The organism is Marinobacter sp. MDS2 (genome assembly GCF_030718085.1).
GTDB lineage: Bacteria > Pseudomonadota > Gammaproteobacteria > Pseudomonadales > Oleiphilaceae > Marinobacter.
The window spans coordinates 92,934-105,382 of record NZ_JAVAJF010000003.1 but is presented as its reverse complement, the minus strand read 5'-3'; the positions used below and the strand labels follow the sequence as shown (position 1 = coordinate 105,382).

Below are 12,449 nucleotides of genomic sequence, written 5' to 3'. Positions count from 1 at the left end.
AGTAACCGAAAAAACCCTCTACAACCTGATGCCTTGGGCTAGCTGGCTATTTGAGCGATGTCGATCAAAGCACTCCGCTCTTCCCGACATTCGTAAGAGCCCATTTCAAATTCTCGACAGATCCAGGGTCGGTTCTCGTAGATCGTACACATGTACGTTTCCCGATCCAAAGCGGAGCACCAGCCGTCGTCTAAACGCTTCATGGTTTCCCCTCCCCATTCATCGTAGGCAATGTGCCTTTCAGGGACGCCTGTATCGCTGATGATCATGACTTCCAGCCGGCAACAGCAAGCCTTGCAGTTTGAGCAAGACACCTCTGAAGCGGGCGGTTTTTTGAGGGGAACGGTCATACATCTCCGGAGCTTTATCCCAATTACGCATTGGGCAATTTATCGACCATACTGATTATGTCTCGCACAACTTGAAAAAGTCAGCCTAAGCAAACATGGCATCGTGCCTGCACAGCCTACCCTAATAATAAACAGAGGTGTGTTCAGTGTCTGAAGATTCCGTTTTCATTGGCAAAGGCCGACACACGCAGAGCTTGCTGTTACGGCGCGCAAACCGGCATGGGCTGATTGCCGGGGCCACCGGTACCGGCAAGACCGTGACCTTACAAATCCTTGCCGAAGGCTTTTCAGCCCAAGGCGTGCCGGTGTTTATGGCGGATGTGAAAGGCGACCTCTCAGGCATTTCTCAACCGGGTACCACCAAACCGTTTCTGACCAAACGCGCCGATCAGGTGGGGCTTGAGCCCTACGTATTCGAAGGCTTTCCCACCGTATTCTGGGATGTCCTGGGCAAACAAGGCCATCCGATGCGGGCCACGATTTCCGACATGGGCCCGCTATTGTTGTCACGTCTGCTCGAACTTAACGACACTCAGGAAGGCGTCATCAATATTGCCTTCAAGTTGGCCGATGATCACGGCATGGCCTTACTGGATCTGAAGGATCTGCGGGCGCTGATGACCTTCGTCGCTGAGCAATCCAAAGAACTTTCAGCACTCTACGGCAACGTCAGCAAAGCATCTGTTGGCGCGATTCAACGGCGCTTGTTGCAGCTTGAACAACAAGGTGGCGATCAGTTTTTTGGCGAGCCCGCACTGGAGCTGGCTGACCTGATGCGCTGCGATCCCGCTGGGCGCGGACACATCAATTTGCTGGCGGCCAACCAGTTGATTGAACGGCCAAGACTGTACGCCACCATCCTGCTTTGGCTGCTGGCAGAACTGTTTGAAGAGTTGCCGGAAGTCGGTGACCCGGACAAACCCAAGCTGGTGTTCTTTTTCGACGAAGCTCATCTGCTTTTTGATGATGCGCCCAAGGCACTTTTGCAGAAGGTTGAGCAAGTGGTCCGATTGATACGTTCCAAGGGCGTTGGTGTCTATTTTGTTTCCCAGAATCCCACCGATATACCCGACAAAATACTCGGACAACTCGGCAACCGGGTTCAGCATGCGTTGAGGGCGTTTACCTCTCGCGACCAAAAAGCCGTTCGAGCCGCCGCTTCAACCTTCCGGCAAAACCCGGATCTGGATACGGAAAAAGTCATCACCGAACTTGGCGTGGGCGAAGCGCTCGTGTCCACGCTTGATGACAAAGGCACCCCCTCTATCGTGGATCAGACACTGATCCGCCCGCCCTCCTCTCGTTTGGGGCCGGCCACAGCAAAAGAGCGAAGAACCATTCTTGATTCAAGTGAGTTTGGTGCACGGTACAACGAAATGATTGACCGGGATTCAGCTTTTGAAAAGCTGCAAAGACGGGCTGAACAGGCAGCGAAGGAAGCCGAACAAGCGTCTGTTGCCAGAGAAAGAGTCTACGAAGCACCCGCGAAGTCAAGCAAAAAGCCAGCACCCAAACGACGTTCATCCCGCCAGAGCGTGTTCGAAACTCTCGCGAAAAGCATTGCCCGCACCATGGGCCGTGAAATGACGCGGGGCTTTTTGAGAGGGCTGCTAGGTTCACTGTTTAAGGGCCGTTAAAGCGCCGTGCAGCTCTCGATAATGTCGCCGGAGCTTCCGCCTGCCCGATGTTTCAACAAAAGACCTTCAGAGTCTGGCCCGGAGCCCTTCACCCACCACTCGATGCCGCCGCCAACGTATCGTGCGCCGCTGGCAGAAGCGGCGATTTCCATATCGTAGCGCGTGCCTTGGTAATAGACGGCGGCGGAGTCTGGAGCCCGGTAGTTAACCGCGACCATTTCGCCGCTTTCACACTCGTACTTCTGGGCAAAGGCATCACCCTGCTGAAAGCCTGAACAAGCAGAAATCAAGCACACCGACGACAACAAAAGCGGAACAGAAACCTTCATACAAGACTCCATTTTCGAAACATGGACTATAACGATATGAAAATACCCGCGACTATTTTACGCGAAAGATCTACGAGTTCTTAAGAAACAACCTCGAAAGCCTTTTACCAGCCGCAAAAAACACCGCAAGCACCATCAACACAGTGATGCCCGAAACAAGGTATCCCAAGCTTTCGGGCACTCCCATCCCCCACACTAACGTAAAAACCAAGTCTTGGAATGCCTCGAAAGGCCACTGGGAAACGGGCAGGTTCGACCCAGCAGCAAACAATAGCACGAGGCAGATCAAGCCAATGAAGGACGAAAAAATGCCGAAGAGGATCGATCGTTTCATTCAGGAACTTACCGCCAAAGAAGATGAGCAGCTGCCGAGGCTAACATACCAACTTTTGTTATGGGTTAAATCTCCGTAAGCGCAACCGAAGCTGTTTCTCCGTTTCAATGACCGCCAAAAGTACGATGCCCACGCATACAATAATGACACCGTCCCGAAAAGGCACCGCGACAGTTTCAAACAACGTTTGCAGAGGCGGCAGATACGTAATGGCGAATTGGGCAAGAGTGACGACGATCACCGTCGCCCAGACCACCTTCGTTCCTCGGACAGCTTGCCAGGTCAGCGACGCACCGAAAATATTGCGGATGAAAAACAGATGGAACACCTCCATCACCACCAGCGTATTGAGCGCGACAGTGCGCGCCAATTCAACGGAATATCCCTGATCCATCGCATAGGCATACATGCCAAATACGCCCCCCAGAAACAGGGCTGACACAAACACAATATGCCACGCAAGCTCACCGGTCAGTAGCGCCTCGTTTCTGGAGCGTGGTGGGCGGCGCATACTGTTGGCTTCGCAGGGTTCGAACGCAAGCGCCATACCAAGCGTGACCGAAGTTATCAGGTTGATCCAAAGAATCTGTATCGGTGTAATCGGGAGTGTCATCCCGAACAGCAACGCTACAATAATGGTCAAGGCCTCGCCGGCATTGGTCGGTAAGGTCCAACTTATAACCTTCTTGATATTATCGTAAACCGTTCGCCCTTCCCTGACTGCGGCCACGATGGTCGCGAAATTGTCATCCGCCAGAACGAACTCAGATGCTTCCTTGGCTGCCTCGCTGCCTTTAAGCCCCATAGCGATACCGGCATCCGCGCGTTTGAGCGCAGGGGCGTCGTTCACGCCATCCCCAGTCATGGCAACGGTCATACCCTGTGATTGCAAAGCCATAACCAAACGTAACTTGTGCTCCGGGCTGGTACGGGCAAATACATCCACATCCAGAACGGCCTCGGCTAGAGCGCGCTCGTCCATGCGATCAAGTTCGCTCCCGGTCAACACCCTATCGGGATTCTGCAGCCCGACTTGCTTTCCAATAGCCGCAGCTGTTCCCTTGTGGTCCCCCGTGACCATCTTCACGCGGATGCCTGCTTCCTGACTCTCTGCAATGGCAGTCACGGCCTCGGGGCGCGGCGGATCAATCAGTCCTACCAAGCCTATCAGCGTCAGCCCCTGCTCCACGTCGGAAAATTCCAGAACCGTATGCTCCGGCGCCACCGGTTGAACCGCAAACGCCAGTACCCGCTGCCCCAGAGCCGCGATTTCTCCGGCCATCGTGTCCCAATACGTTGCATCGAGTGGCTCCGCGCTACCGTCAACCTTGCGCTGTTGGCTACACATCGAAATTATCTGTTCAGGCGCGCCCTTCACGGAGACATAGGCCTGATTGTCATGGTTGTGGTCAAGCGTGGCCATGAAACGATGCTTGGCATCAAAGGGGATCACATCGGTGCGGGTCCAGCCAGGCCACTTCTTATGAAAATCGATTCCAATCTTGCCAGACAGCGCCAGCAAAGCGCCTTCCATGGGGTCGCCCTCTACCGCCCAGGTACCGTCTCTGTGCTGCAGCGACGCGTCGTTACACAGCGCTGAAACACGTCCAAGCTCGCACAGAGCGTTATATTCCCGAGCGTTTACGGCGACAGCGTTAAGTTTGATACTCCCTTCAGGCTCATATCCAACGCCTTCTAGCGAGAACATCTCGGAGCTTGTCACCACGGAAGCGACCATCATCTCATTGCGAGTCAAGGTGCCGGTCTTATCGGTACAGATCACCGATATCGATCCCAGCGTCTCAATAACCGGCAAGCGACGAACAATTGCGTTACGCCGGGCCATTGCCTGAACTCCGACCGCCAGCGCGATGGTCAAAACCGCTGGCAACCCTTCAGGAATGGCCGCCACGAAAAGACCGACCACAGCCATGAACATAGCCGAGAAATCGAAATGCTGGACGAAGTATCCGAACATCAAAAGCGCCGCAGCAACAAGTACAATCAGTGCGGTGAGCCAGCGGGAAAACACGTTCATCTGCCGAATTAGCGGGGTTGTCAGCACCTCCACCGATGACAGCAAACCACTGATCCGACCGATTTCCGTGTTCGAGCCTGTGGCGACGACCACCCCCTGCCCCAAACCACTGGTGACGAGCGTCCCGCTGTACGCCAGACAGGCTCGGTCTCCAAGGGGCGCGGTGGCACTAACGGGATGGGTCTGCTTTTCAACCGGGACAGACTCTCCGGTGAGAATGGATTCCTGAATTTGAAGTGCGCTTACGTCTAAGAGGCGCAGGTCGGCGGGCACCTTGTCGCCTGCTTCCAGCAGAACAATGTCGCCGGGCACCAGCGCTTCGCCTTTCACAGAGCATCGCACACCTTCGCGCAGCACCGATGCCTTCAAGGCCAGCATCCGGCGAAGGGCACCCATCGCTTTTTCCGCCTTGCCTTCCTGAAAAAAACCGATCCCGGCATTGGCAACCACAACCGCCAGTATTACCAGTGTATCGGCCAGGTGCCCCAAAACTGCGGTAATCGCAGCGGCGCCGAGTAAAACGTAAATGAGGATATTGTTGAAATGGGACAAAAAGCGAATCAGCAGGCTTCGTTTCGCTGCTTCGGGGAGCCGATTCGGCCCGTATATACGAAAGCGCTTTGCCACCTCTTCGGATGACAGGCCGTGTTTATTGGCGTCCAGAGCGTCAATCGCGCTCTCCGATTCCAGTTCGTGCCACGCGCCCTGTGCGTCCATGGCATCAAATCTCTACACGCATCATTTTCTCGCGCCCATTCACCGAACTTAGATTCAGTTTAGAGCCACCGCTTGGCTTCGGCTATGACCGTTTCCATTCTTTTTTGGAGAGGCCTGTGGCGGAGGGAGCAAAGATACAGCGTCTCCCTCACCGGCCGGGCCAGTTGATGAACCTTGATCAGATCGGGCCTCGGGAAAGCCTCAACCGCATGGGCAGGCAAGACGGTAAACCCCAATCCTCTGCTCACCGGTTCCAGAATCAAGCCAATCTGATTTGAGAAACCTTTCCTCGTAAATACGCTACTGTGCTGGAACTCGTTATAGTTCGCACCAAGAAGCAAATTCGCGTGATGGCTTCCATCCGGGTGATCGATAAAACCAAGAGCCATCAGTGTTTTCCAACCAGGGGTTTCAGTGGTCGCAGGTGTGACCAACAGCAGAGACTCTTCAGCAATGGGCGTACAGCCTACCTCGGCCAATGTGGATTTCGCGGTCATGAATCCGATATCAACGGTAGATTCGGAAATTGCCTGTTCCACATCGGTATTGGGCGCGAACCGGTAATCGATGACGAGCTTGGGGTGTTTCTGCTGCAAGGCCAACACCTGAGGGTATAACTTAAGCCCCACACTCCCCGGCGACATGATCCGGACAGCGCCCTCATACGGTGGGTCTTCCACAACCGTCTGTTCCAGTTTGGACAAAGCGAGAAGAATGCCCTGAGCGCTTGCGTACAGCCGTTCTCCGGCGCCCGAAAGCGAGAATTGTTTGCCATGGCGCACAAGCAATTCAACACCGAGCTGTTCCTCCAACTTGCGCACATGCTGACTCACTCCTGACTGCGTCATATGGAGGCGCTCCGCCGTGCGCGTGAAATGCCCCTCCTCGGCGAGCGTGCAAAAACTGCGCAACCAATGAACGTTAATCATCACGTCCTCTAATCAAAACTATGACAAATGATAATTTTACGTTATTAACCTGGCTATGTAACCTGATCTTAGATTCACAAACGGAGGACAAGCAATGAGCAACGTTTACCCAAGAAACTTTTCCCACATCGGCATATCCGTGCCGGATCTGGAGCAAGCCGTTAAGTTTTACACGGACGTTCTGGGCTGGTACTTGATTATGAAACCAACCGAGATCGAAGAAGACGACAGCGCCATTGGCGAGATGTGCACGGAAGTGTTCGGAAAAGGCTGGGGAAGTTTCCGGATCGCCCATCTATCTACCGGCGATCGAATTGGTGTTGAACTGTTTCAGTTCAGAAATCAAACCAATCCGGAAGATAACTTTGAGTATTGGAAGACCGGGATTTTCCACTTCTGCGTACAAGATCCAAACGTTGAGGAGCTCGCAGAACGCATCGTGGCCGCGGGTGGCAAACGGCGGATGGAGAAACCACGCTACTACTATCCGGGCGAAAAGCCCTACCGCATGATCTATATGGAAGATCCGTTCGGCAACATTCTGGAGATCTATAGCCACAGCTATGAGCTGATCTACAGTGAGGGCGCATACTGACTCGCGGCCCCGACGGGAATCTGGATCGGGCGATGCCAAACAACACCGGCCGATCCAGAGAAACCCGTTAAGGTGTTTCGGTCAATGTTCCTTCAAGCATCGGAAGCTGCACGGTCCCTGACACGTTTACAAAGGGCACCTGCGCATCCCGTGACCAGCTGACCGGGTACTGTAAATGGTATCCGGTTACCAGCAACGCCAGTTCATCACCGGGCGCCAAGGATTCAGCTACACCGACCAACTGAATAACAGCTTCATGTTTTATCCCGCGAACCGGCATCACCTGGTCGTCAATCAGATCCCAGCGACTCTCGCCTTCAGCACGCTTACCCAAACCGACAAACACAATCGGATCGCAGCCCGGAGCGTAGGGGCCCAGCTCGCTGTCACATGACGTTTTACCCGCAAGATCCGACACCGTCAGTTGCATAGTTGGTATGCCACCCAATACACCACCGTCTTCGCCAACTTTACCCAGGAATAGAGCCTGAGGAGGCTGGGTTACGGTGGCAGCGGCCTCGTATCCGGATGCCACAGGTTGAGCCGACGCAAACGCCCGTTCAACGGCATAGCGCCCTGTCAGCAACTGATCTTCACTGGCTGGCGCGGGGAAGCTATCCATGGGAACCAACACCGACTGATCATCCGCGAGCGACAAGCACACGTTGGATTCGGTGCCATCAAAGTAACCTGCAAGTGGCTTACCCAGCAGATGATGCTCCAGCCAGTTCAGCGTGGCATCGGCAATCGAAATACGGCCGCAATGAAACTTACCAGCCGCTCCCTGAAAGCCCGGAATTTCAAGCAGGCCCGCTGCTGGGTCAATGTGAGTTCCCGGTTGCGCCTCATCCGGTGCTTCGGCGGGTAGCACATGGCCAGTCTGATGAGTCAGTAGCCGAATATCGCCGTCTGTTTGCGCCGACAAGCATGAGAAGTTGCGCCACGCTTCGTTGAAGTTAAACAACGTATCTTTCATACCCTGAGTCAACAAGACATCAACGTTATTGAAGGGAGTCGGCGGGACATCGAAGGCCGGTGGATTCATTTGGTAGGAAACCAGGTCCGTATCCTCAGACACAGACAACGAGGTGCCCGCGCAGCGATAAGCCGGGCTGTGGTAATAGACAAAGTCCAGGCCGGCCTCGGGGAAGCGGTTCAAGGAGGCTCCCTGTGCCAGAACCTCTTTCATGATCGGATCCAAGCCGCTGTTTCCATTACGGTATGAGCCACTTTCGCCAAAGGCCACCAGCGCAAGATCCCACCCGGTCTTTATCACGTTGCCGGGATTCAGGCTGTAACGCAGGTCGTTCCACGTCATATCCGGCACCAACGCATCAAGCCGTTGTTTCGGGTCCAGACCATGAAGCAGGAATTGGAAGCCGCCCCCGTAACTTCCGCCGATAGCACCCGCCACCAAATTCGGATTCAACGCTTCGGGAAGGTCGGCCTCGTTTCGAAACTGCAGGTAGTCCAGGTTGGCTTCAGCCCAGTCAAGAATCTGCACCAGGTCTTGCCCCTCAAACTCCGGGTCCATTACCCGCACGGTTCCCGTACTTTGCCCAAACCCCCGCTGGTCGATGGAGATGACTGCAAAGCCCGCTTCGCGGTAACTATCGAAGCCATCGGTGCTGCGCGATCCACCGAAACCGTGCCCCTGCAAAACGAGCGGATGCCCAGCTTCACAATCTATCCCGCCCGTAGGCTCAAGTACCTGGAAGGTAATGGTTTCATTGCTGGCAGAACTAAGAGAAACCGAATAACTGCGCCCGCCTTCTCGGGGCGAGCCATCAGCGCAGGAAACCAGAACGGGATTAGGTAGTTTGCACTGCGGTGCCTGGCTGTTGCCGGGGTTTTCACAGGCCTGATCGGCGGAATTTCGCTGTTTTGTGGCTTGATCGGAACCGCCACTTCCCGAACCGGAATCGATACAGCCGGTGACAGCGAATGCTAAAGCGATGGGCGCCAGCGCAAAGCGAGCAGAAAGAAATGAGAAACGGGAGGGCATCGATTGTTCTCCTTATTGTGTTTTGAAAACCCAATAAGGAGCACGTAGCGCAGACAAACTCGTTCCGCTACACAGAAACAAAGGCCCAACATGACATTATGACGCCATGTTCATTTACCGTCTGTTGTTACTTGACCGTGATGGTGATCTTTTCGGATACCACCGGCGTGCTGTGAGGCACGTGGGCATGGTTACCCAATAACAACTGCAAGGTGTGAGTACCGGGAGCAAGTTCGATTTCGGTTTCCGTCTGGCCGCCGCCAAAGTGTTTGATCTTCTCGGTGGCTGGCAACGGCTTACTCAGATCAGCCGGCACGTCGGTATCAATCAAAAGGTGATGATGCCCGGTATTTTTCTTATCAACACCGGCCGGCGCAACGCCCATATTGCGAAGACCAAAAACCACTTTAACGGTTTGCCCAACCATGGCCCCATCGCTCGGCTGAACAAAGTAGACTTCCGCGTTGTCCGGAGCTTCAGACGTCATGCTTCCCGCGAGAGTCATCATCGGTGCAACCAACAAAGCCGACAACAAAGTCATTGTGCTTTTCTTCATGCTGCTCTCCCTATCTCCGTTTATTGCCATCTGTGTTGATACAGACTTCGCAGCCTGACCAACAACATAACAAGGCTAGACCAAGATCAACACCGCTGCCTACCCGAAGACAAGCTACTCTGGAACGGCCAATAAAGCGTCAGTTTTAGCTGCCATAATAAAATCATTCCGGTGCAGGCCGCCGATAGCGTGGGTCCACCAGCTGACAGTCACTTTGCCGTATTCCAGAAGAATGGCCGGATGGTGGTTTTCCGCTTCAGCCAGATCACCTACTTGATTAGCGAATGCCTGAGCTTGGGCGAAGTTTTTGAACTTAAAAACCTTTTTGAGCCTCTCTTCGCTCTGTGCATCCACAAGGCGCCAGTCCGGGATTTTCCCGCACAAGAGCTCCTTCTCATCGCCGGTCACCTTGGGCGCACCTTTACGGCACGCCTCGCAGTGTTGCTCAGCCAATTCACTCATCGCTGCTCTCCCCTAACGTCGTTCGCTTATCGGTTCGCGATCGCGTAACCAATTCCCGCGCACACGGCAGCAACCTGTGCCGCATTGCACTGATCAGGTGTCGCTCTTGAGCTGTCAGGATAAACCTCGGTTGTGGTCCGGTATGGGGCGTTCGTGATACCCGCACACAACCCGAGCTGTTGAAGCGGATACTGGATTACACCCCGCGAAGCTACAGGCGAGCCGAAGATCTCCCCTTTATCATCAGCAGGTGCAATATGCGTTATCTGCTCCACCGCTTCTATGATGGCCTGCTGAAATTCCGGCTGCGGATTTTCACTATCATCGACCAAATAGAAACCGTCTGGTATGTCGCCCGACTCAAACGGCTTACCGTCCCGGGCAGCCAGTGCGGGGCGAAACTCGGTTTCATCGGTATCAGTGGTTTCGTGCAAGTCCATATGCAACAGCGCACGATTGCGGATGGGCGCTACCAATCGCATAAGAGCTGCCGATTCCCCCGCGGGGCTGTTTTCGTGGAAAGAGCGGTTGGGATCGACCGCGTCTGCGTTCCAACGATGGATACGCTCGTATGCCCATGGGCTAACACAAGGTGCAACCAAAAGGTTCACACGCTCCGCGTAATCCGCCGCATGCTGCTCAACGAACTGCAGTGCACCATGCACACCGCTGGTTTCATAGCCATGCACCCCGCCCGTGATCAGCACAACCGGCAGATCGTCATGCCAGTCACGACTGCGAATCGCCATCAGCGGATAGCGGTCAGAACCGTAGTCCAGACACCCATATTCTTCTACGTCAAAATCCGATTTCAGGCGCTCGATGACGCTCAACACTTCGGATTCATAGCTGCGCTGCCGGGACTGTTGTGACAACCACTCAGTGCGCTCCTCGTCGCCCCACGGCGTGCCGGGCGTACCGATAGGGTAAGGGTCAGGGGCCGTATTCATCATTAATTTCTCCTGTAATGACCGATGCTTGCGTGTATTCTAGCATTTGCAAGCGAGGCGCAGCAGGCGACCACCAACGCCATCTTCCAGCACCCACAATGCACCTTCCGGCCCAACCTCAACCTCTCGGATACGTTCACCCATAGCGAAACGCTCTGCCTCTGAGGCTTCCTGACCGTCTATTCTGATTCGTAACAGAGATTCTGACCGCAGACCGCCAATAAAAGCCTGGCCCTGCCAGTTGGGAAACATCGAACCGTAATAAAGCGCCAGCCCAGAAGGGGCTACCGTTGGTACCCAGTAAATCGCCGGCGCTTTGAACTCAGGGCGCGTGTCATGATCGGGAATGGGAAAGCCGGAGTAATGATCCCCCCAAGAAACCAGGGGCCAGCCGTAATTCTCGCCGGCCACTGTCAGGTTAAATTCGTCGCCGTGTCTGGGGCCCATTTCGTGGGTCCATAACTGTCCCTGCTTGTCGAATGCAATGCCAAGTACATTGCGATGCCCGAGCGACCAAAAAGATTTTGCGAGCTCCCCTTGGTCCTGAAACGGATTATCCTTGGGAATGGAGCCGTCCGGATTAATCCGGATCACCTTACCCAAATTCTGACCCCAATGCTGAGCCGGCTCTAGTTTTTGCCGGTCACCCGAGGTGATAAACAAATGCCCTTCAGGCCCAAATGCCAGTCGGTGGGAGTAATGCCCTGCGCCGGAAACCTTCGGAGTTTGCCGCCAGATGACTTCGAGGTTTACGATGGATGGTGGGTCCGCCTCGGTATTCAGTTCGGCCCGAGCAACAACGGCTCCTTTTTTCCGCCAGGAACCCTGCTCTGCATACGACAGATAAATCCAGTGGTTATCCGGATAGTTCGGATGAAGAACAACGTCCCCCAAACCACCCTGCCCGCCATAGGCCACCTCCGGCATGCCTCGGACAGGCAGTTTAGTGCGGTCATTCAAGCGAACCAGATATAGAGCACCTGATTTTTCAGTGACAAGGAGGCGCCCATCCGGGAGAAAGGTCATGGCCCAAGGTTCATCAAATTCGCCATAGCTTTCAGCGATCAGGCTCGAACCTGAATTACCATGAACCACGTTATCCGTTCGTTCGGCGTAGGTGTTGCCGCAAACCCCAACTCCGATAAGGAATAGGTACAAGATGAATTGCGATGTTTTCATCATTCGCCCCGCGTCAGCAGCAAGCATTTATTCAGAGTATAGGATAAAGCGCACCCCGCATTCCTTGTCTATATTCAATGCGGTCTGCTGGTAATGACCTGATCCTAAAAACATTCCGTATATACCTCGCATCGCACACTAGCGGAGAACTCTATGCTGTCCTTCTTCAAGAAAGATCCGGCTAAAAAGCTCAAAAAACAATACGCGACACTGCTCGAGAGGGCCATGCAAGCCCAAAGGAACGGTGATATCAGAACGTATTCTGAACTCTCCGCAGAAGCAGAGGAGGTTTATAAGCAGATTCAGCAGATTGAGTCGCCGAACACCTAACGCAATTGGAGGACTGACAAACGCAGCTTATAATTGGG

12 protein-coding genes are annotated in these 12,449 nt (G+C 54.3%); 3 read left to right on the top strand and 9 right to left on the bottom strand.

The window, feature by feature from the left end:
• Window positions 1-38 precede the first annotated feature (38 nt).
• On the bottom strand, window positions 39-350 hold the full coding sequence (locus Q9245_RS13715) for a YkgJ family cysteine cluster protein (protein WP_305897715.1): 312 nt from the start codon (window positions 348-350) through the stop codon (window positions 39-41).
• A gap of 146 nt (window positions 351-496) precedes the next feature.
• On the opposite strand from Q9245_RS13715, the gene Q9245_RS13710 reads away from it, so the two are divergent.
• Window positions 497-1,987, top strand: coding sequence for a helicase HerA-like domain-containing protein (locus tag Q9245_RS13710; RefSeq protein WP_305897714.1), 1,491 nt, complete (start codon window positions 497-499; stop codon window positions 1,985-1,987).
• Here Q9245_RS13710 and Q9245_RS13705 read toward each other — a convergent pair.
• The 3 genes from Q9245_RS13705 to Q9245_RS13695 all read right to left on the bottom strand — a co-directional run bounded on the left by Q9245_RS13705 (window position 1,984) and on the right by Q9245_RS13695 (window position 6,334).
• Window positions 1,984-2,316, bottom strand: coding sequence for an MliC family protein (locus tag Q9245_RS13705; protein WP_305897713.1), 333 nt, complete (start codon window positions 2,314-2,316; stop codon window positions 1,984-1,986). The two genes, Q9245_RS13710 and Q9245_RS13705, sit on opposite strands and share 4 nt — an antisense overlap.
• A gap of 392 nt (window positions 2,317-2,708) precedes the next feature.
• The gene (locus Q9245_RS13700; RefSeq protein ID WP_305897712.1) at window positions 2,709-5,405 is read right to left on the bottom strand and encodes a cation-transporting P-type ATPase; all 2,697 of its coding nucleotides are present in this window, start codon (window positions 5,403-5,405) and stop codon (window positions 2,709-2,711) included.
• Between the two features lie 59 nt (window positions 5,406-5,464).
• Window positions 5,465-6,334: a LysR family transcriptional regulator gene (locus tag Q9245_RS13695; protein ID WP_305897711.1), complete on the bottom strand. Its 870-nt coding sequence runs from the start codon at window positions 6,332-6,334 to the stop codon at window positions 5,465-5,467.
• Window positions 6,335-6,428: 94 nt separating this feature from the next.
• Here Q9245_RS13695 and Q9245_RS13690 point away from each other — a divergent pair, with 94 nt between their 5' ends.
• A complete protein-coding gene (locus Q9245_RS13690; protein WP_305897710.1) occupies window positions 6,429-6,929 on the top strand; it encodes a lactoylglutathione lyase family protein in 501 nt (166 codons plus the stop codon).
• A 67-nt stretch (window positions 6,930-6,996) separates the two neighbouring features.
• Here the strand turns inward: Q9245_RS13690 and Q9245_RS13685 are convergent, their stop codons facing one another.
• From Q9245_RS13685 to Q9245_RS13665, 5 genes are all read right to left on the bottom strand, one after another.
• Complete coding sequence (locus Q9245_RS13685; protein WP_305897709.1) at window positions 6,997-8,934, bottom strand: CocE/NonD family hydrolase; 1,938 nt, start codon at window positions 8,932-8,934, stop codon at window positions 6,997-6,999.
• Window positions 8,935-9,061: 127 nt separating this feature from the next.
• Window positions 9,062-9,490 (bottom strand): DUF4399 domain-containing protein, encoded by a 429-nt coding sequence (locus Q9245_RS13680; RefSeq protein WP_305897708.1) that lies wholly within the window; start codon window positions 9,488-9,490, stop codon window positions 9,062-9,064.
• Between the two features lie 114 nt (window positions 9,491-9,604).
• Window positions 9,605-9,952, bottom strand: coding sequence for a 4a-hydroxytetrahydrobiopterin dehydratase (locus tag Q9245_RS13675; protein ID WP_305897707.1), 348 nt, complete (start codon window positions 9,950-9,952; stop codon window positions 9,605-9,607).
• 26 nt (window positions 9,953-9,978) lie between these two features.
• A complete protein-coding gene (locus Q9245_RS13670) occupies window positions 9,979-10,905 on the bottom strand; it encodes a M14 family metallocarboxypeptidase (protein WP_305897706.1) in 927 nt (308 codons plus the stop codon).
• A 36-nt stretch (window positions 10,906-10,941) separates the two neighbouring features.
• Window positions 10,942-12,081 (bottom strand): PQQ-dependent sugar dehydrogenase, encoded by a 1,140-nt coding sequence (locus Q9245_RS13665; protein ID WP_305897705.1) that lies wholly within the window; start codon window positions 12,079-12,081, stop codon window positions 10,942-10,944.
• A 153-nt stretch (window positions 12,082-12,234) separates the two neighbouring features.
• On the opposite strand from Q9245_RS13665, the gene Q9245_RS13660 reads away from it, so the two are divergent.
• Window positions 12,235-12,411 (top strand): DUF6435 family protein, encoded by a 177-nt coding sequence (locus Q9245_RS13660; RefSeq protein ID WP_305897704.1) that lies wholly within the window; start codon window positions 12,235-12,237, stop codon window positions 12,409-12,411.
• The last annotated feature ends 38 nt before the right edge of the window (window positions 12,412-12,449 follow it).

What these genes read in the sequence shown, in the direction of transcription:
- Q9245_RS13715 (WP_305897715.1), bottom strand. Translation starts at nt 350, where the DNA reads ATGACCGTTCCCCTCAAAAAACCGCCCGCTTCAGAGGTGTCTTGCTCA.
- Q9245_RS13665 (WP_305897705.1), bottom strand. Translation starts at nt 12,081, where the DNA reads ATGAAAACATCGCAATTCATCTTGTACCTATTCCTTATCGGAGTTGGG.
- Q9245_RS13685 (WP_305897709.1), bottom strand. Translation starts at nt 8,934, where the DNA reads ATGCCCTCCCGTTTCTCATTTCTTTCTGCTCGCTTTGCGCTGGCGCCC.
- Q9245_RS13670 (WP_305897706.1), bottom strand. Translation starts at nt 10,905, where the DNA reads ATGATGAATACGGCCCCTGACCCTTACCCTATCGGTACGCCCGGCACG.
- Q9245_RS13700 (WP_305897712.1), bottom strand. Translation starts at nt 5,405, where the DNA reads ATGGACGCACAGGGCGCGTGGCACGAACTGGAATCGGAGAGCGCGATT.
- Q9245_RS13660 (WP_305897704.1), top strand. Translation starts at nt 12,235, where the DNA reads ATGCTGTCCTTCTTCAAGAAAGATCCGGCTAAAAAGCTCAAAAAACAA.
- Q9245_RS13680 (WP_305897708.1), bottom strand. Translation starts at nt 9,490, where the DNA reads ATGAAGAAAAGCACAATGACTTTGTTGTCGGCTTTGTTGGTTGCACCG.
- Q9245_RS13705 (WP_305897713.1), bottom strand. Translation starts at nt 2,316, where the DNA reads ATGAAGGTTTCTGTTCCGCTTTTGTTGTCGTCGGTGTGCTTGATTTCT.
- Q9245_RS13695 (WP_305897711.1), bottom strand. Translation starts at nt 6,334, where the DNA reads ATGATTAACGTTCATTGGTTGCGCAGTTTTTGCACGCTCGCCGAGGAG.
- Q9245_RS13690 (WP_305897710.1), top strand. Translation starts at nt 6,429, where the DNA reads ATGAGCAACGTTTACCCAAGAAACTTTTCCCACATCGGCATATCCGTG.
- Q9245_RS13675 (WP_305897707.1), bottom strand. Translation starts at nt 9,952, where the DNA reads ATGAGTGAATTGGCTGAGCAACACTGCGAGGCGTGCCGTAAAGGTGCG.